This window comes from Pseudomonas sp. FP2196 (assembly GCF_030687715.1).
In the GTDB taxonomy this organism is placed as follows: Bacteria; Pseudomonadota; Gammaproteobacteria; order Pseudomonadales; family Pseudomonadaceae; genus Aquipseudomonas.
In genome coordinates this window covers 4970295-4989701 of record NZ_CP117445.1, presented here as the reverse complement: position 1 = coordinate 4989701, position 19407 = coordinate 4970295, and the positions used below count along the sequence as shown (strand labels likewise).

At 58.9% G+C, this 19407-nt stretch carries 13 protein-coding genes; 7 read left to right on the top strand and 6 right to left on the bottom strand.

Annotation, left to right across the window (positions count from 1 at the left end):
- Nucleotides 1-40: 40 nt before the first annotated feature.
- The 3 genes from PSH79_RS22235 to treR all read right to left on the bottom strand — a co-directional run bounded on the left by PSH79_RS22235 (nt 41) and on the right by treR (nt 7221).
- Nucleotides 41-3145, bottom strand: coding sequence for a membrane-targeted effector domain-containing toxin (locus tag PSH79_RS22235; protein WP_305439639.1), 3105 nt, complete (start codon nt 3143-3145; stop codon nt 41-43).
- Nucleotides 3146-3322: 177 nt separating this feature from the next.
- Entirely contained in the window at nt 3323-6430 is a 3108-nt protein-coding gene (locus PSH79_RS22230; RefSeq protein WP_305439638.1) for a membrane-targeted effector domain-containing toxin, read from the bottom strand.
- 86 nt (nt 6431-6516) lie between these two features.
- Entirely contained in the window at nt 6517-7221 is a 705-nt protein-coding gene (gene treR / locus PSH79_RS22225) for a trehalose operon repressor (RefSeq protein ID WP_305439637.1), read from the bottom strand.
- Between the two features lie 234 nt (nt 7222-7455).
- Here treR and treP point away from each other — a divergent pair, with 234 nt between their 5' ends.
- The 7 genes from treP (at nt 7456) to tadA (ending at nt 16783) form a co-directional block, all read left to right on the top strand.
- Entirely contained in the window at nt 7456-8898 is a 1443-nt protein-coding gene (gene treP, locus PSH79_RS22220; RefSeq protein WP_187680614.1) for a PTS system trehalose-specific EIIBC component, read from the top strand.
- A gap of 28 nt (nt 8899-8926) precedes the next feature.
- Nucleotides 8927-10573: an alpha,alpha-phosphotrehalase gene (treC, locus tag PSH79_RS22215; protein ID WP_305439636.1), complete on the top strand. Its 1647-nt coding sequence runs from the start codon at nt 8927-8929 to the stop codon at nt 10571-10573.
- A gap of 105 nt (nt 10574-10678) precedes the next feature.
- Nucleotides 10679-11902: a carbohydrate porin gene (locus PSH79_RS22210; RefSeq protein WP_305439635.1), complete on the top strand. Its 1224-nt coding sequence runs from the start codon at nt 10679-10681 to the stop codon at nt 11900-11902.
- A gap of 62 nt (nt 11903-11964) precedes the next feature.
- On the top strand, nt 11965-14502 hold the full coding sequence (gene ptsP / locus PSH79_RS22205) for a phosphoenolpyruvate--protein phosphotransferase (RefSeq protein WP_305439634.1): 2538 nt from the start codon (nt 11965-11967) through the stop codon (nt 14500-14502).
- Nucleotides 14503-14504: 2 nt separating this feature from the next.
- On the top strand, nt 14505-14804 hold the full coding sequence (locus PSH79_RS22200) for a PTS transporter subunit EIIB (protein WP_305439633.1): 300 nt from the start codon (nt 14505-14507) through the stop codon (nt 14802-14804).
- Nucleotides 14805-14912: 108 nt separating this feature from the next.
- A complete protein-coding gene (locus PSH79_RS22195; RefSeq protein WP_305439631.1) occupies nt 14913-16289 on the top strand; it encodes a multicopper oxidase family protein in 1377 nt (458 codons plus the stop codon).
- Entirely contained in the window at nt 16289-16783 is a 495-nt protein-coding gene (gene tadA / locus PSH79_RS22190) for a tRNA adenosine(34) deaminase TadA (protein WP_305439630.1), read from the top strand. The genes PSH79_RS22195 and tadA overlap by 1 nt, the downstream gene beginning before the upstream one ends.
- 80 nt (nt 16784-16863) lie before the next feature.
- On the opposite strand, the gene cmoB is transcribed toward tadA, so the two are convergent.
- From cmoB to PSH79_RS22175, 3 genes are all read right to left on the bottom strand, one after another.
- On the bottom strand, nt 16864-17820 hold the full coding sequence (gene cmoB / locus PSH79_RS22185) for a tRNA 5-methoxyuridine(34)/uridine 5-oxyacetic acid(34) synthase CmoB (RefSeq protein ID WP_305439629.1): 957 nt from the start codon (nt 17818-17820) through the stop codon (nt 16864-16866).
- On the bottom strand, nt 17817-18560 hold the full coding sequence (gene cmoA, locus PSH79_RS22180) for a carboxy-S-adenosyl-L-methionine synthase CmoA (RefSeq protein WP_305439627.1): 744 nt from the start codon (nt 18558-18560) through the stop codon (nt 17817-17819). Before cmoA ends, cmoB begins: the two co-directional genes overlap by 4 nt.
- Before the next feature lie 210 nt (nt 18561-18770).
- Entirely contained in the window at nt 18771-19406 is a 636-nt protein-coding gene (locus tag PSH79_RS22175) for a lysoplasmalogenase (RefSeq protein WP_305439626.1), read from the bottom strand.
- Nucleotide 19407 lies beyond the last annotated feature (1 nt).

Below are 19407 nucleotides of genomic sequence, written 5' to 3'. Positions count from 1 at the left end.
TTGACTGAAAACCCCTGGCCCAGGCCAGGGGTTTTTCGTTTCAGGCGGGTAGGCGACTTTGAAGTTTCAGGCCTATTTCTATCAGGCGCTGGGATAACGCTGCGATATCCGGAAACAATATCCCGGTGATTCGCGGCATGGACTGGAGCCATATGTAAACCTGGCCGTCCAGCGTTCGGTTCACCGGTGTTCGAACAATGCTGCCTGTGCTGTTACGCCGTATCAGCGTGTAACCGTTTTGCGTTTTTTCAAACATATACATGCCGTTGTGATGCAACAGGCGGCCTAGCGTTTGCTCATTCCATGTCACCGGGGGCGCGTCGATTTGCAGACGCAAGTCAGCGTAGAGGTAGTCGAACGAGTCGCGGGTAGACGCACCGTTGTCAAAGGGACCACGATCTACTCTGAGTCCCGGGTCGATGCTCACGCCTGGATTTTCCGAGGCCAAGGCTTCTTCAATTCGTAAGCCAATGCCGCCTTTCAGTTCGCTGATCCCTGGCAGGCCTCTGAAATTATTGGTGTTCTGTGCATCGATCAGGGCAACCCATTTGCCCGGTCGATTGAGGAGTGCGTCGCCCCACATGATCCGGGATATCAGATGAGCGCGCATCATTTGCTCTTCAATCGACGTAAGCGGCACACTCATTTTGTAACTCGCCGCGCAAGCAAGGCCTTGAACGCGGACGCCATTGGCCTGGGCGGTCTTGACCAGTTCCAGGATGTTGTACGTCTCGTTTGGGTCGGTTCCAACGCTGGTCAGGTAAATCCGCAGATCCTCGGACATCTCTGCGCTGGTGTAGAAACTGTTCAGATCAACCTGGGCAAAATCATTCAGCAAATCACCCACGTAGAGCGTCGTGGCGTGTCGTGCAAGCGCGGGCATGTTTTCGATCATGAAACGCATGCTGGTGATGCGATCGAGGGTTTCTCCCACTGCCAAGCCAACCGTTTTTTCAAAGAGGCGATCAATGAGTTCATCGGTCGACATCGAGTGACTGACGGCGGGCAGTGCCGGACGTGCAGGCAGGTTGGCCCAGTCCAGCTCGGAGTAATACTCTTTGGCCTGGTTCAGCAGTTGTGTGCGTTTTTGGCTGAAATGCAGCTCAACCTGATCATTGAAAGATGGATGTCTGGCCCTGCTCACCACATCAGCGGAATCATCAGGGAGGTTCATCGCCCACTTTCTCAGCCTGACCTTGTCCAGGCTTCCAGTATCGGCGAGGGTGGTAACCAGACGCAGTGGGCGGGCAGTCGGTGGCACCGGTTCGACCAGTGGCAGATCCGGCGATGACGTTGATGTAGAGGTAAACGAGGTCTGTTGAGTCTCCGGCGTGCATCCCTTGCCAATGCACTGACCACCCCCCCTGAGGCGCAGCGCAGGCATGCGCTCCCACTTGCCGGCGGCATTGAAGCGAACCGGCAATGAATACATGAATTGGTTGGGGTGTTCTGGGTCGACGATGGCCCAGTTGCCACTGCTCTCGGAGGCGTCGAAGTAGCGCACGTAGTAAGCGCTGCCATCGAGGTCGATGGCATAGGAGGGCACACCATCCAGGCGGTAGATGCCTCGAAACTTCCCAGGCTCGGTCTCTGCGTCATAGCGAGCAAGCAACTCGTTGCACTGATACCGGACAGGCACCTTCGGCGCAGCCGGGTTTTGTGGCACAGGCGCGGTGGGTGTTGCCACGACGGGGATTTCGTTTGCCATCTCATCAGCCGCTTCGTCAGCGATCACCGCCTGCGCCTGATCCAGCGGTGGCAGAAAGGGCTCGTTCGCCGAGGTGAACTCGATCAGCCCGGCCATTTCTTGCGCTTCGGCAAACTCGACCTGCGGTCCTACTTCCAGATGCGCGCCGGTGCCAATCAGGAACGGCACATTGAACACCGCTTCAATGCCATTGAGCACTGCGCCAAGGGTGCCGGTCTTGCGCTCGGCGGCCGTCCTGCCGTTGATTGCCAGATCGATGTTCAGCCCCATATTGGCGATCCCGGCGCCAATCACCGGCAATGCCAGCGGCCAGCCTACGGTCGCCATCGGGCCGAATACTTTGAGACCTGCGCTCAAGTAACCCATCCAGAGTTTTTTGCGCAGATCACTGTTGGAGGTCAACGTCAGACTGGCTTCGGCGAACATGGCGCTACGAGTCGAATCGCTTAACCAGGTGAACGCGTCACCGCTGATCGTGACGTTGCTGTGGTTGATCATCCGGTGATCACTGTGTCCCCAGCTGCTCACCAGGCGGGTCATCAGATCATTCAGTTTCTCGCTCATCTGATTGCGATCAGTCAGCGGGAAGCGGTTCATGAAAATCTTGCGTTTATCCTCGGTGTTCATCTGTTCAAGTATCCACCAGTGCAGATCCGCATCATCTTCCATCAACCGAAAGGGTTGGGCTTCGCCGGGTAAGAAGAGGGTTTGCCGGCCATTGTCCTCAACCAGACGCAGTACATGGATGGCGACATGACCATCGAGATCCAACACGCGCACATCACCACTCACCGGGTGCGTGGCTTGTAGCATTTGAAGGGTGACGGGCCAGGTAACGGGTCCTATCACCGAGTCGATTACGCGCTGAAAATCAGTGCCGTCAAGTTGACCTTTTTGCAGCGCCTGTACTGCCAGGCTGAGGAAGTTGCACTTGGCCAGCGTCCGGAAATCGTTCGACGAGGACTGCCAGAAAGTGGTCAGTTGATGGGTGTAACGCGTGCTGAAATCGATGTTCCAGAATGCATTCAGAACATCGCTACCCAGCAGGCGCACTTCATTGCTCTGATTGAAATTTTCGGCCTGCGGCCCGGCCGTGTAAAAGCCGCAGTACAGACTCAGCAGATCTGCATTGTCCTGATCGGTCGCGCGAAAGCGATGGATTACCAGTTGTGTGAGGGTCAACGATTCATAAGGTTGCTCCAGCAGGTGTTCCCAGCTGGTAAACGTCAGATTGCTGCTCTGCGCCGCCTTGAATCTGTGGAAATAGATAAGGTCCGGATCGATGCCCGAAAGTCCTTTATCGATAAGCAGTTGTAGTGCGACCTGGCGGGCCGCATCCAACAGGCTGGGACAAGCTTTTACGAGTGTTGTTGCGATTGCCTTGAGGCTGGCCTTGTCTGCTGCGTTCGGCAGCAGGCGGCGTTCGGGGGCGTTCATGCACTTCTCCATCCATGGGGGGAAACGAAGATCAAGCATGGCCGAACTGCTCAGGTGCGATGCATTACATATGTATTGCTTATCGCAAGGCTGACGGATGGAATGATTGCACTGCGCTCGAATGCTTGCATCAAGTGGCCGCCCCTCCTGGCCCAGGCCAGGAGGGGCGGCACGCTGTCAGTCCGGGAGACGGCTTTGCAATGTCAGGCCCATTTCGGTCAGGCGTTGCGACAGTTGCTCGATATGGGTGAACCGGACATCGTTCACTTGTGGCCATTCAGGGCGGTGGAGGGAAACGCTACCGTCGGCCAGACGTGCCACAGGCGTACTCACGAGCATGCCTTGCTTGCTACGGTGCAGTACGGCGTAGTCTTCTCCGGTTTTTCTGAACATGAACATGCCACGCCTGTGCAACAGATTCTCCAGCGTGTCCTCATTCCAGTTCACCGGTTCGGCCGGTATTCGCAGGCGAATGTCAGCGCGAAGCACATCGTTGGTTTGGGCCGCAGCGCCATTTGAAAATGACCCTCGACGCACTTCGATACCCGGATCGATGTCGACTTCCATGGCATTTCCCACCCCGACTTCCTCGATCCGCAAACCGATGCCGGACTTGATTTCGCTGATACCGGCCAGTCCTCTGAGTGTGTTGGTGTTTTGTACGCCGATCAGCACGACCCATTTTTTTGGGCTGTTGAGGTAGGTGTCGCCTGTCATGAAGTCGCTCGCCAGATAGGTGCCGATCATTTGCTCGTCATAGGGCGAGAGAGGGGTCTTCATCTTGTAGCTTGCTGCGCAGTCGATGCCCTGGATGCGAACGCCATTCGCCTTGGCCGCCTTGACCAGCTCCAGCACATTGAATCGCCCCGCCGGATCGGTGCCCAGGCTGGTCAGGTAGGTCTGCAGGTCAGCTGACATCGTGCCGGTGGTGACGTAGCGGTTCAGGTCCACTTGAGCGAAGTCACTGAGCACGCCGCGCAAGTAAAGGGTTTTTGCGTGCCTTGCCAGCGCCGGCATGTTTTCAATCATGAAGCGCATGCTGGCAATGCGGTCCAGGGTTTCCCCCACCACCAGCCCCGATGCGGATTCAAAGATGCGATCCACAAGATCGGAAATCGACATCTGCGCGCTGATGACAGGCATTGGCGGGCGGGGAGGCTGGGTGATCCATGGCAGATTGCTGAAAAATTTTCGCGCGCCCGCCTGCAGCAGTTTGCGCTTGCCGAGCGCGTACCGTTCAAAGGGGTCACCCATGCTTAAACTGCCATCGGCGTTGGGTATCAGGTGGGCGTGGGTTTCGTTCAGGTTCAGTGCCCAGCCTTTTATCGAGCGGCGTACCGTCGGTTCGATATCGTAGGCAGAGTTCACGATGCGCAGGGGGCGTGATACCTCAGTGGATGAATCCACCTCTGGTTGAACTGACGCCTCCGACGCGATCGGTTCTACGGTGTCGAGCGCGATATCGGGGGCGCACGGTTTGCCCATGCATTGGCCGCCGCCTCTGAGGCGCAGAGACTGCATCCGCTCCCATTCGCCAGCGGCATTCAGTCGAACCGGCAATGAATGAACGAACTGATTGGGTCGGTCGGGATCGATGATGGCCCAATAGCCGCCTTCGTTTGAGTCGCCGAAAAAGCGCACGTAGTACGGATTGTCATTCATCAGAATGGCGAAAGGCGGATCGGTATCAAGTCGAAAGATACCCTGAAACTGTCCTGGATCACTTTGCACGTCCAAGCCTTCGAGCAATTCGTTGCATATGTATTTGTCAGGAACGGGCGGCGGTGCAGCGCTATCAGTCGGGGGCAACCATGCTGGCTCAATGGTCGGGGCGGTAACTGGCGGCTCATCGGCAATGCTGCTCTGCGGCTCATCCATGAGCGGAGCCGGTGGCTTCCATGCTGAGGCCGACTCGTTAAGGTCGGCCATTTCTGCCGCCTCGGCCGCGTCCACCTGAGCGCCAACCTCCAATGCCGAGCCGGTGCCCTTGAGAAAAGGAATGTTGAACAACGCGTCAATGCCGCTGAGTACGGCACCAAGCACCCCGGCCTTGCGTTCGCTGGTGGTTTTGCCGTTGACCGCCTGATCGATGTTCAGCCCCATGCTCGCAATGCTGGCGCCAATCACTGGCAGCGCGATCGGCCACCCTGCAGCGGCCATCGGGCCAAACACCTTGAGGCCGGCGCTCAGATACCCGATCCACAGTTTTTTGCGCAGATCGCCATTGGACGTCAGGCTCAGGCTGGCTTCGGCAAACATCGCGCTGCGTGTCGCATCGCGTAACACACTGAACGCATCATCACTGAGTGCGAGGTTGTGTCGATTGATCAGATGATGATCGGCGTGGCCCCAGGTGCTCACCAGCCGGTTCATCAGTTCGGTGATGTTCTCGGTCATTTGCTGACGTTCGGCCAGTGGAAAGTGACTGAGGAAGCCCTGTCGGCGAGTGTCGTTATTCATCTGCTCTAGCACCCACCAATGCTCGTCCGCCGAGGTTTGCTTCACGACGAACGCCGTGGTGTCACCCGGCAGATAGACGATCTGTTGGCCCATCGGATCGACAAAGCGAAGAAGGTTGGTGGCCACATGGCCATCGATGTCGAAAGCGCGCACCTCACTGCTCACAGCGTGGCTGGATTGCAGCATCGCCAGGGTCACCGGCCAGGTGATTGGCCCAATGACCGCACCGACGATCCACTGGAAATCGCTGCCAGTCAGTTGCTTGAGATCGAGTGCCTGCACCGCCCGGCTGAGGAAGTTGCTCTTTGCCAACGTGCGAAAATCATCGGCGTATGCGCTCCAGAAAGCCGTCAGCTTGTCGGTGTAGCGCGTACTGAAATCGATATCCCAGAAGGCGTTGAGAACCTCGTTTCCGTGCAGGCGAATTTCATTGTTGTGATCGAAATCTTCGGTCTCGGGGCCGTCCGTGTAGAAACCGGCGTAGAGGTCCAGCAGGTCGGCGTTGTCTTGGTCGGTGGCACGAAAGCGATGAATCACCAGTTGCGTGAGGGTCATCGATTCGTAGGGCTTTTCGCGGATGTGCTCCCAGCCGGTAAACGAGCGGGTACTGCTTTGTGCAGCTTTGAATCGATGGAAATAAATCCGATCCGGATCGATCCCCGTGAGATTTTTACGCGCCAGCCACTCGCGGGCGACTTGATGTGCCTCGTCGTGAAGGCTTGGGCACATTTGTACGACAGTCGCAGCGATGGCTTTGAGCGACTCTTTATCTGCTGCATTCGGCAGAGGACGCTGTTCGGGCGATTTCATGCTTTCTCCATCCATGAGAAACGAAGGCCGAGCATGGCCGATTCGCTCAAGGGGAGTGCACTAAATGGATACCGCACATCACCGAGGAAAACGTGCTGCGGTCAGCGGCGAGCCACGTCAGAGAAGTAGAACTTGTCCAGGGTATGCCGGGATTCGGTGTACTCGAACTGCCGTCCGTCCTGCAGGAATGTCTGGTTGCTGACCACGATCACATGGCTTTGGCCGTCGAGATCCAAGTGCAATTGATCATCCTTGCTGCGCGGTACCGCTTCGATGGTGCGTTGGGCATAGGCGATCTGCAGCTGCAGGGTCTGTTCGATATAGGCGTAGATCGATTGCTCGGCGATATCGAGGGACAGGCCGGGAATGACCTCGGTGACGAAGTGGTTGATGTCGAGGATGACCCGTTTGCCGTCGATCCGCCGCACGCGTTTGACCCGGGTTATCAGGCAGCCGGGCTCGGCCTTTATGTGCTCGAGAAGGGGGCCTTCGAGCGGAATCTGCGACAACTCGACGACTTCAGTGCTGACGTCGTTGCCCAGTCGCGGATAGGTTTCCTGAAAGCTGACGATGCCGCCGAGCTGGAACTCGATCGGATTGGTCGAAAGGACGAACGTACCTTTGCCATGGATTTTCTGCGCAAAGCCGCGCTCCTGCAGTTGCTCGATGGCCTTGCGCACGGTGCCTCGACTGGCTTGATAGGTGTCCATCAATTCGGTTTCGGAGGGCAGGCGGGCGCCGCGTTCCAGGCGTTCGGTCGTGATGCTGGCCAGCAGATCGCTATAGATCTGGTTGTATTTACTCATGGAGGGGCTCGGTGCCGGCTGTGCTCAAAGCTTCGAACCTTAAGGGCAGGGTAGGGCTTTGTCCATGTAGGGATTGGAAATCGATTAAGGGCGCGGTAGGAAATTTCGCCGCTGGTCCTGTAAAACAAACTAAAACAAACTCGTCTGTACGAGTTGTTGCATTAACTCGTACAGACGAGTACTTTTCGCTTCGGCGTGCTGCCAATAACAACAATCCACAGCGGAAGAACAAGCATGAGCCACGACTATCCGAACATCGCCAGGGAACTGCTGCAAAGCCTTGGCGGCAGCGACAACCTCGAGCAGGCCGCGCATTGCGTCACGCGGTTGCGACTGGCACTGAAGAATCCCGGTCTGGTCGACAGCGCCACGCTCAACCAGATCGATCTGGTCAAAGGCTCGTTCTTCACTGGTGGCTTGTATCAGGTGGTGATCGGGCCGGGCGAAGTAGAAAAGGTCTACGCCGAATTGCGCCGCCAGACCGGTCTCGCCGCATCGACCATCGCCGACGTCAAACAGAAAAGCGCCGAGAAGATCAACGCCATGCAGCGTCTGGTGCGGGTGTTTTCCGATGTGTTCATGCCTATTCTTCCCGCACTGATCATTGCCGGCCTGCTGATGGGTATCAACAACCTGATCGGCGCGAAGGGCATGTTCATCGAGGGACAGACCCTGCTGGATGCCTACCCGAAACTCGACGGGCTATGGAGCCTGATCAACCTGATGGCCAACACCTCTTTCGTATTTCTGCCGGCGCTGGTGGGCTGGTCGGCAGCCAAGCGCTTTGGTGGCAGTGAAATCCTCGGCATCGTGCTCGGCCTGATGCTGGTTCACCCGGATCTGCTCAATGCCTGGAACTACGGCAAGGCCGTGGCCGGGCTGGACGGCCAGCAAATGCCGTATTTCGACATCCTCGGGCTGTTCCAGATCGAGAAGGTCGGTTACCAAGGGCAGATTCTGCCGATTCTACTGGCGGCGTATGTCATGAGCGTCATTGAAAAATGGCTGCGGGCACGGGTGCCGAACGCGGTGCAACTGCTGGTGGTGCCGATCACCACCATCGTCGTTACCGGTGTGCTGGCGCTGGCGGTGATCGGCCCGGTAACCCGCCACATCGGCATCTACATCACCGAAGGTGTGGTCATGTTGTTTGATCTGGCGCCGATGGTCGGCGGGGCGATTTTCGGCCTGCTGTATGCGCCACTGGTCATCACCGGCATGCACCACATGTTCCTGGCGGTCGATCTGCAGTTGATCTCGACCCAGGGCGGCACCTTTATCTGGCCGATGATCGTCATGTCCAACCTCGCGCAGGGCAGTGCTGCCTTAGCGGTGTTCTATATGACGCGCAATGCGCGGGATAAAAGCATGGCTTCGACCTCGGCCATTTCCGCGTATTTCGGCATCACCGAACCTGCGATGTTCGGGGTCAACCTGCGCTACAAGTTTCCGTTCTATGCCGCGCTGACCGGTTCGGCACTGGGTTGCATCTTCCTGTCGCTGAACAAGGTTCAGGCCTCGGCCATCGGCGTCGGTGGCCTGCCCGGTTTCATCTCGATCATCCCGCAGTTCATCCCGATGTTTGTGTTCGGGATGGTCATCGCCATGGTGGTGCCGTTCGTTCTGACCTGTGCACTGAGCATGAAGATTGTCCGGCCTGGATATCGGGTTGCCTGACGCGTCCACTTATTGAAGGAGTCCTGCCATGCAAGACTGGCAACGTTCGGTGATCTACCAGATCTACCCGAAGAGTTTTCACAGCCACGCGGGCAACCCGACAGGGGATTTGCTCGGTGTTGTGGCCAAGCTCGATTATCTGCAGTGGCTGGGTGTCGAGTACTTGTGGATCACGCCGTTCCTGCGCTCGCCGCAACGTGACAACGGTTACGACATCAGCGATTACTACGCGATTGACCCGAGTTACGGCAGCATGGCCGACTGTGAGTTGCTGATCGCCGAAGCCGGCAAGCGCGGGATCAAGTTGATGCTCGATATCGTGGTCAACCACACCTCGATAGAGCACGTCTGGTTCCAGCAGGCGCGCAGCAGCCTCGACAATCCTTACCGCGACTTCTATATCTGGCGCGATCAGCCGAACAACTGGGAATCCAAGTTCGGCGGTTCTGCCTGGGAGTACGAAGCCCAGACCGGCCAATACTTCCTGCACCTGTTCGATCACACCCAGGCCGACCTGAATTGGGACAACCCCAAGGTGCGCGCCGAAGTATTCAAGATGATGCGGTTCTGGCGAGACAAGGGGGTGGGTGGGTTCCGTCTGGATGTCATCAACCTGATTTCCAAGCCTGCCGATTTTCCCGAAGACGACAGCGACGGTCGACGCTTTTACACCGATGGGCCGAACGTCCATGAGTACTTGCAACAGATGCACCGCGAAGTCTTCGAAGGGCACGAGCTGATCAACGTCGGCGAGATGTCATCGACCCGCCTCGAACACTGCATTCGCTATTCGAATCCGCAATCGAAAGAGTTGTCGATGACGTTCAATTTTCATCATTTGAAAGTTGATTATCCGAACCTGCAAAAGTGGGTGCGTGCCGATTTCGATTTTCTGCAACTCAAGCAGATTCTGTCCGACTGGCAGACCGGTATGCAGGCCGGTGGTGGCTGGAATGCGCTGTTCTGGTGTAACCACGATCAGCCGCGGGTGGTCTCACGCTTCGGTGACGACGGTGAGTATCGGGAGATCTCGGCAAAGATGCTCGGCACCGCGCTGCACTTCCTGCAGGGCACGCCGTTCGTGTATCAGGGCGAAGAACTGGGGATGACCAATCCGGGGTTTGAGCATATCGATCAGTACCGTGATGTTGAAACGCTTAACATCTTCCGGCTCAAGCGCGACGCCGGTAGCAGCGACGCCGACAACATGGCGGCGATCATGCAGAAGTCCAGGGACAACGGGCGTACGCCGATGCACTGGAACGCTGAACCGAATGGCGGTTTCAGTCGTGGCGAGCCGTGGATCGGGGTGCCAGCCAATGTCGCGCAGATCAACGTTGCCAACCAGCTCGACGACCCGCAATCGGTGCTGCATCACTACCGCCGTTTGATCGCATTACGGCGCACAGAGACGTTGATTTCCGACGGTGTCTATCGACAGTTGTTGCCCGAGCACAAACAAGTCTGGGCTTACCTTCGCGAAGGTACGGGTGAGCGCCTGTTGGTGGTGAACAACTTCTATGGCACGCCGTGTGAAATCGAACTGCCGCCCGTGATCGACGAGACGCAGAGCCAGCGATTGCTGATCAGCAACTACCCGGACTGCCCGCGGCGTAAGCGACAGTTGACGTTGCGACCTTACGAGTCGTTCGCCCTGCACTTGATCGATCACTGATACCCAACCAGAAACCGACGTTTCAAAAAACACGCAGAGCCCTGCGCGGGGGAGTTTTGCGCGCCGAATTCATGCAAACACACAATAAAAATAATGGGGTGGCTTATGAAAACAACAATAAATCGCAGCCTTGCAGTCGCAGGTTTTTGCCTTGCGTTACCACAGACTTCACAAGCGCTGGAGTTCGGTGGTTACTTGCGCAGCGGTGTCGGCAACTCGACCAAGGGCGGTGGCCAATCGTGTTTCCAGTTACCGGGGGCGCAGACGAAATACCGTTTGGGCAACGAATGCGAGCAGTACGGCGAGCTTGAGCTGCGCCAGGATTTGTACACCCTCGACGACGGCTCGGTGCTCAGCGTCGATGGCATGGCCTCGCTGTACAACCGCTACAACCGCAGCCCCACGTTCAAAGAGGATAACGGCTCGATACGCCTGCCACAGGCCTACGCACAATGGTCGAACATGCCCGCGCTCAATGGCGGTTCGCTGTGGGCCGGGCGCCGCTACTACAAGCGTAATGACATCCATATCTCCGATTTCTACTACTGGAACCAGAGCGCCACGGGCGGCGGTGTCGAGGACGTGCTGATTGGCGACCTGAAATACAGCTACGCCTTCTCGCGCAAGGACAACCTGTACCAGAAGGACTACATCAACCGTCACGACTTCAACGTGGCCGGTTTCAATACCAACCCGGGCGGTGAGCTTGAGTTCGGCTTGAGCTACATCGACAAACCCGACAGCCGCGATGCCCACCGTGGCTGGGCGATCACCACCCAGCATGTGCAAAAGGATTTTCTCGGCGGCAAGAACAAACTGGCCCTGCAATACGGTGAGGGGCCGGGCACCGGACTCGGCTACACCGGCAACGTCAAACTGGACGACAGCAACAAAAGTTATCGGGTCGTGGAGTTTTTTGACTGGCAGGTGACGCCGCGCTTTGGCGGACAATTCGAGGCGGTGTATCAGAAGGATGTTCGCCCCGATGGTGCCGACCAGAACTGGATGTCACTGGGCGTGCGCCCGGCTTATGCGCTCACCGAGCAGTTCAAACTGGTGACCGAGCTGGGCCATGATCAAGTCGAAGCCCCTGGCGGTACGCGCAAACTGAGCAAATTTACGATTGCCCCGACCTGGTCTCCCAAAGGCCCAGAATTCTGGGCGCGCCCCGAGGTGCGTCTGTATTACACCTATGCCACCTGGAACGAGGCGGCCAAACGGGCGGCCAACGAACTGGCCAAAGGCTCGGCGCTATCCGACACCGGCGCCTTTGGCACCGCACGCCACGGTGCGAACGTCGGATTGCAGGTCGAATACTGGTGGAAATAAGCGATGCTGGTGGGGCGTTGCGCTCCATGGGCACTTCAAAGAATAAAACCGCAGGTGACGTCATGGCCACATCTCAACCCTTGCAACTGCTGGCGCCTTTGGCTGGCGTGCTGATACCGCTGGATCAAGTACCCGATCAGGTGTTTTCCAGCCGCGTGATCGGCGACGGTCTGTGCATCGACCCGACTTCGTCAACGCTGTGCGCGCCGCTGGCCGGGGTGATCAGCAACGTGCAGGCCAGCGGGCATGCCGTGAGCATCACCGATGACCACGGCGTTCAGGTGTTGCTGCACATCGGTCTTGATACGGTGAACCTCGCAGGTCAGGGATTCACCCGATGGGTTGAAGAAGGTCAGCGGGTGGACGCCGGTCAGGCACTGATCGAATTCGATGCCGACTACATCGCTTTGCATGCCCGCAGTTTGATGACTCTGATGCTGGTGGTCAGCGGCGAGCCTTTCACCTGGCTGGCCGCGCCAACCGGTCTGGTCGAAACCGGCCAGCCGTTGCTGAGCCTCGCCAGTGCAGAAACCTCCGCCGAGGAGCCTGCGACGCCACAAGGCGAAGCGTTGTTCTCCCCGTTTTTGAAACTGCCCAATCCCAATGGCCTGCATGCGCGCCCGGCAGCGGTTTTCGCCCAGGCAGCAAAGGGTTTTGCAGCAAAAATCCATTTGCACAAACAACAGGCCGAAGCCAACGCCAAATCACTGGTGGCGATCATGGCGCTGCAGACCGCTTTGGGTGACAGCGTGCGGGTCAGTGCAGTGGGCGAAGATGCTGAGGCTGCGATCAGTGCGCTCTCCCGGTTGCTGGCCGAAGGTTGTGGTGAGGTGGTGACCGCGCTGCCGGCGGAGGTTCAAGTCGAGACCATCGAGCCTGAGAGTCCGGGCGTTCTGCTGGGGGTCTGCGCTTCACCGGGTTCGGCGTTGGGACGCGTGATGCAGGTCACCGAGTCGACGCTAGACGTGAGCGAATTCGGCGCCGGCCCGGCTATCGAACAGGCGCTTTTGGCCAATGCTCTGATCGAGGCGGATATGGCCTTGCAGCATTTGCGCGATACCGCCACCGGCGAGGCCAAGGCCGAGATCTTCAAGGCGCATCAGGAGCTGCTCGAAGATCCGAGCCTGCTCGATCAGGCCCAGGCGTTGATTGCCGAGGGCAAAAGCGCCGCGTTCGCATGGCGCGCCGCCACCGAGACAACAGCGACACTTTTCCAGCAACTGGGCAGTGCGTTGCTGGCCGAAAGGGCGACGGATCTGGCTGACGTCGGCCAGCGCGTACTGAAACTGATCCTCGGGGTTCGCGAGCATGCGCTGGAGCTGCCGGCCGGGACCATTCTGATTGCCGACCAACTGACACCGTCACAGACGGCCGGGCTTGATACGAGCAAAGTGCTGGGATTCGCCACGGTGGGCGGTGGTGCAACCAGTCACGTGGCGATTCTGGCGCGGGCTTGTGGTTTACCGGCAATCTGCGGGATGCCTGTGCACATGCTGGCGCTGGCCAACGGTTCTCAGGTGTTGCTCGATGCCGACAAGGGCGAGTTACAGGTGCATCCGGACGCCCTGGCGATCAATCAATGGCAGGCCAGGCACGAGCAACAACACCAGCGCCGTCAGCACGAACACGCGCAGGCAACACTGGCGGCCTGTACCCGCGACGGGCATCACGTAGAGGTGACCGCCAACGTCGCTTCCCTGAGCGAGACTGAGCAAGCGATGGGCCTGGGTGGTGCGGGCGTGGGGCTTTTACGCTCGGAGTTTCTTTATCTGGATCGCAACCACGCACCCACTGGCGACGAACAAGCGTCGACCTACAGCGCCATCGCCAGGGCCGTGGGCCCTTCGCACAATCTGGTGGTGCGCACACTGGATGTCGGCGGTGACAAACCACTGACCTACGTACCAATGGACAGTGAAACCAATCCGTTCCTCGGGTTGCGCGGGATCCGCCTGTGTCTGGAGCGCCCGCAGCTGTTGCGCGAGCAATTCCGGGCGATCCTTGGCAGTGTCGGTCTGACCCGCCTGCACATCATGTTGCCGATGGTCACGCAGCTCTCGGAGCTGCATCAGGCCAGGCAGATGCTGGAGCAGGAGGCGCTGGCGCTGGGCCTGGTCGAGCTGCCGAAACTGGGGATCATGATCGAAGTGCCGGCGGCGGCATTGATGGCCGATCTGTTTGCGCCGCACGTGGATTTCTTTTCGATCGGCACCAACGATCTCACCCAATACACCTTGGCCATGGATCGCGATCATCCGCGTCTGGCCAGTCAGGCCGATAGCTTTCATCCCTCGGTATTGCGCCTGATCGCCATGACCGTGAAAGCCGCGCATGCCCACGGCAAATGGGTCGGTGTGTGTGGGGCGATGGCCTCCGAACGCCTGGCCGTGCCGTTGTTGCTCGGATTAGGCGTCGATGAGCTGTCGGTCAGCGTGCCGCAAATACCGGCGATCAAAGCCGCAGTGCGCGAGGTGCATCTGCTCGACTGCAAAGCCATTGCCGAGCAGGTGCAGGGGCTGGAAAGCGCTGAAGAAGTGCGTGAGGCGCTGCGCCTGTATCACGAGGCGACGGTCGATACTCTACGGGTTCTGGAGAACTGAACATGTTCGATAAATTGCAGAAAGCCTTCTGGAAAGCGCTGACCCCGGATCTGGTAGTGGATGAGCCGAAAGTACAGGCCGTACCTGTCGAGGTGCTGAGTGCGCAGATCGTGGTGGCGCTGGGGGGAGTGGATAACCTCGAATCGCAACAACCGGCGGCGTTGACCCGAGTGCGAGTGACGTTGCGCGATGTCTCGCGCATGGATCGTCAGGCGTTGAGCGATGCCGGTGTCGCCGGCGTCATGCCGTTGGAGGGCGGTGTGGTGCACCTGATTACCGGCCTGCGACCTCAAGCCGATTGACGATGTGCGGCCTCAGGTCGCCCTTACTGTTTCGCAATTGCAGGTGTATCGTATTCGCCTTTTACGGGCCTTCAGGGTCCGTTGCTGATACGTGAGGTAGTTGAGTTCATGTCCTTTACCCGTCGCCAAATCCTCGGTGGCCTGGCCGGTCTTGTTGTCGTTGGCATGGGAGCAGGGGGCGCGTCGCGCTACTGGCTGGGCAAAATGGCTGACGCTGAGGCTGGTCACGACTATGAGCTGATCGCCGCGCCACTGGACGTCGAACTGGTGCCGGGGCACAAGACCGAAGCCTGGGCGTTCGGTCCGTCGGCGCCGGGCACCGAGTTGCGCGTGCGTCAGGGTGAATGGCTGCGGGTGCGCTTCATCAATCACCTGCCGGTGGCGACCACCATTCACTGGCATGGCATTCGCCTGCCGCTGGAAATGGACGGTGTGCCTTACGTGTCGCAACTGCCGGTGCTGCCGGGCGAATACTTCGACTACAAATTCCGTGTGCCGGACGCCGGCAGCTACTGGTATCACCCGCATGTCAGCAGCAGCGAAGAACTCGGTCGTGGACTGGTCGGGCCGCTGATCATCGAAGAGCGCGAACCGACCGGTTTCATGTACGAAAAGACCCTGAGCCTGAAAAACTGGCACATCGACGATCAAGGTAAATTCGTCGAGTTCAGCATCCCGCGTGAAGCCGCGCGTGGTGGTACGGCGGGGCGGCTGTCGACCATCAACGGCGTGCCGTTGCCAGTGATCGAACTACCGGCAGGGCAGATCACGCGCGTGCGTCTGCTCAATCTCGATAACACCCTGACGTATCGCATCAACATCCCAGGTGTCGAAGCGAAGATCTATGCGCTGGACGGCAACCCGGTCGAACCACGGCCGCTGGGCAAGGAATACTGGCTTGGTCCGGGCATGCGTATCTGTCTGGCGATCAAGGCACCGGCGGCTGGCGAAGAACTTTCGCTGCGCAACGGCCCGGTTCGACTGGGCACCTTGCGTTCGGTGGCCAACACCGACGCCCCGACTGAATGGCCGAAAGCCTTGCCGGCCAACCCGGTGGCCGAGCCGGATCTGGCGAATGCCGAGAAACTCAACTTCAATTTCGAATGGGTCGGGTCGGTGTCGGTCAATGTCGACAACGGCAAGCCGCCAAGTCTGTGGCAGATCAACGGCAAGGCCTGGGACATCACCGACAAGACCTGTGCCGATCGGCCGATTGCCAGCCTGAAACTGGGCCAGAGCTATATTTTCGAATTGAAGAACATGACGCAGTATCAGCACCCGATCCATTTGCACGGCATGAGCTTCAAGGTGATTGCGTCGAACCGGCGCAAGATCATTCCGTACTTCACCGACACCTATCTGCTGGGCAAGAACGAGCGCGCGCAAGTGGCGCTGGTGGCGGATAACCCGGGGGTATGGATGTTCCACTGCCATGTGATCGACCACATGGAAACCGGCCTGATGGCCGCCATCGAGGTGAAGTGATGCGCCAGATTCGCCCCGCGGCGATCATCGACCGCAGCCGTGATCGCGATTTCATGCACGAAGCCCTGACCCTCGCCGCTCAAGGCGCAGCCCTGGGTGAAGTGCCGGTGGGTGCGGTGCTGGTGCAGGATGGCGAAATCATCGGTCGTGGCTTCAACTGCCCGATCAGTACCAACGACCCCAGCGCGCACGCGGAAATGGTCGCGATCCGCGCTGCCGCGCAAGCCGTGAACAACTATCGTCTGCCGGGCAGCACGCTGTACGTGACGCTGGAGCCGTGCAGCATGTGCGCCGGGTTGATCGTGCATTCGCGGGTGGCGCGGGTGGTGTATGGCGCACTGGAGCCGAAGGCCGGGATCGTGCAGAGCCAGGGGCAGTTTTTTACCCAGGGCTTTTTGAATCACCGGGTGTTGTATGAGGGCGGGGTGCTGGCCGAGGAGTGTGGGGCGGTGTTGACCGAGTTCTTCAGAGCCCGTCGCGCACGCCGGGATTAAAATCAAAAGATCGCAGCCTTCGGCAGCTTCTACAGGGATCGGTGTAGGAGCTGCCGAAGGCTGCGATCTTTTGATCTGCTCTATTTTTTCGCCACAATCACCGCCCGCATCGGCGCTGGCAGCCCTTCGATCGTTTTGCTGTGATCCTCAGGATCAAGGAAATCACTCAGCGACTGGTACTTCATCCATTCCGTCCCACGCTGTTCCTCGACCGTTGTCGTACTGACATCCACGCAACGAATATCGGTAAACCCGGCACGCCGTAACCACAACTCCAGCGCCGGCACCGAGGGCAGGAACCACACGTTGCGCATCTGCGCATAGCGGTCTTCCGGCACCAGCACCTGATGCTTGTCGCCTTCAACTACCAGCGTCTCCAGCACCAGTTCGCCCCCCTTGACCAGGCAATCTTTCAGCGCCAGCAAATGCTCGATCGGCGAGCGTCGGTGGTAGAACACGCCCATGGAAAACACCGTGTCGAAACCTTCAAGATTCGGCGGCAAATCCTCGAACGGGAAAGGCAGGTGCCACGCGTTTGGCTCAGACAGATAGCGCTGCACAGCCTGAAACTGGCAGAAGAACAACCAGTTCGGGTCAACCCCTATCACGCTGTCCGCACCGGCGCCAAGCATGCGCCACATGTAATAGCCATTGCCGCAACCGACATCGAGGATGCGTTTACCTTTGAGATCCAGATGTGGAGCAACTCGCGACCACTTCCAGTCCGAACGCCATTCGGTGTCGACGTGCACGCCGAACAGATCGAACGGTCCCTTGCGCCATGGTGACAAGCCCATCAGGGCAGTACGCATTTGCACACGGGTTTCATCGTCGCAATCCGTGTCGAGTTTCAGACCGTTGAGCAGATCGACTTCGCTTGGCTGGATCTTCGGCAAGGCGTCCAGCGCACTTTGCCAGCGTTCCAGATCGCCGTGGCCTCTCTCCATTTTCTTGTCGAGTTGCGCTTGCAGGGTGTTGGCCCAGTCGGCCAGTGGTGTACCGGCCAGACGGCGGGCGAGGGGGGACAGATCAATCATGGCAAGGCAATCAACGAGGCAAAGTTAAGACACTGGAACCACGGCACGACTTTCGAGAAACCGGCGGCCAGCAGGCGTTCGCGGTGTTCTTCGAGGCTGTCGGGCTTCATGACGTTTTCGATGGCGCTGCGTTTCTGGGCGATTTCCAGTTCGCTGTAGCCGTTGGCGCGTTTGAACGCGACGTGCAGATCGGTGAGTAAGGCGTGTTCTTGCGCATCGTTGAAGCGCAGCTTTTCCGAGAGAATCAATGCGCCGCCGGGCAGCAGTGATTGGCGGATGCGCGCGAGCAACGCGGTGCGCTGATCCGGGGCGATGAATTGCAGGGTGAAGTTCAACGCCACTACCGAGGCGGGTTTGAAGTCGAGGGCGAGGATATCGCCTTCGATCACTTCGACCGGCAGCAACTCCTGGAACATCGAATTCTGACCGTTAAGGTATTCGCGGCAACGCTCGACCATCGCCGCCGAGTTATCCACAGCGATCACCCGGCAACCGTCGGTGCGAACATGGCGGCGCAGCGCCTGGGTCACCGCACCGAGCGAAGCGCCGAGGTCGTAGAGCACGCTGTCTGGCTGGGCAAATTGCGCAGCGAGCACGCCGAGGTTTTCGACGATGGTCGGGTAACCCGGCACCGAGCGCTTGATCATGTCCGGGAACACCCGCACCACGTCTTCGTTGAAGGCGAAGTCAGGCACCTGGGCCAAAGGCTGGGCGAAAATACGATCGGGTTCTTTGCTCACGGCGGTTCCGGCGGTGTCGGTGGAAAGGCCGGCATTTTAGCCAAAGTGGCGCGCGGATGCTTGGGTTGTCCGACGTGGCGAGGGGATTTATCCCCGATGGGTTGCGAAGCGGCCCCAAAACCGCTCCGCACGGTATGTCAGGCAGACCGCGTGCATAGGTTTTACGACTGCTGCGCAGCCGGTCGGGGATAAATCCCCTCACCACAGGATTTAGCGGTGTTTTTGGGAGAAGGCCGATGCTGCAATGCCCCATTGCCCCAGCCAATAGCTGAGGATGATGACGTACGGCGCAGCGTGGAACGGCGCGACAAAGCGATCAATGCCGATCACGCTGTCGGAGAACACGAACGCCAAGGCACCGCCGGCGGCCAGCAGTGCCGAGCGCTTGGGCACATCGCTGCCGAGGCGGGCGAGGGCGCGCCAGAGCATGGCGCTGATGGCAGTGCCGTAAACGATCACGGGAATCAGCAACGGCCCGAGCCCGCTGGAAATCAGAAGTCCCAGCAATACCGCGCCAACGCCGAGGGCGAGCACCAACGGCAACACCGCCAGACGCTTGCAGTCACTCAGATAAGCTTTGAGATACGCCAGATGTGCGACCAGAAACGCACCGAGGCCAAACACAAACAAGTCCCCCGGCCATGCCAGCAACACATCACCGAGCAGCGAGAAAATCAGCCCCAGGCTGATCCAGCGTCGATAGTCGCTGGGCGGCGCATCGTGCAGCCAGCCGAGCAGCGCCAGCACCGGCAACGGTTTGACCAACAGGCACAGCAGCGCGGCGTGGGTGCTCAGGCCATAGAGAAAGGTCACCGCGCCCATCAGGGCCAGAATCAGCCAGCCCACG

Coding starts and splice junctions, on each gene's coding strand:
- PSH79_RS22210 (WP_305439635.1), top strand. CDS start 10,679: ATGAAAACAACAATAAATCGCAGCCTTGCAGTCGCAGGTTTTTGCCTT.
- PSH79_RS22235 (WP_305439639.1), bottom strand. CDS start 3,145: ATGAACGCCCCCGAACGCCGCCTGCTGCCGAACGCAGCAGACAAGGCC.
- PSH79_RS22195 (WP_305439631.1), top strand. CDS start 14,913: ATGTCCTTTACCCGTCGCCAAATCCTCGGTGGCCTGGCCGGTCTTGTT.
- treP (WP_187680614.1), top strand. CDS start 7,456: ATGAGCCACGACTATCCGAACATCGCCAGGGAACTGCTGCAAAGCCTT.
- PSH79_RS22200 (WP_305439633.1), top strand. CDS start 14,505: ATGTTCGATAAATTGCAGAAAGCCTTCTGGAAAGCGCTGACCCCGGAT.
- cmoB (WP_305439629.1), bottom strand. CDS start 17,820: ATGATTGATCTGTCCCCCCTCGCCCGCCGTCTGGCCGGTACACCACTG.
- PSH79_RS22230 (WP_305439638.1), bottom strand. CDS start 6,430: ATGGATGGAGAAAGCATGAAATCGCCCGAACAGCGTCCTCTGCCGAAT.
- treR (WP_305439637.1), bottom strand. CDS start 7,221: ATGAGTAAATACAACCAGATCTATAGCGATCTGCTGGCCAGCATCACG.
- tadA (WP_305439630.1), top strand. CDS start 16,289: ATGCGCCAGATTCGCCCCGCGGCGATCATCGACCGCAGCCGTGATCGC.
- treC (WP_305439636.1), top strand. CDS start 8,927: ATGCAAGACTGGCAACGTTCGGTGATCTACCAGATCTACCCGAAGAGT.
- ptsP (WP_305439634.1), top strand. CDS start 11,965: ATGGCCACATCTCAACCCTTGCAACTGCTGGCGCCTTTGGCTGGCGTG.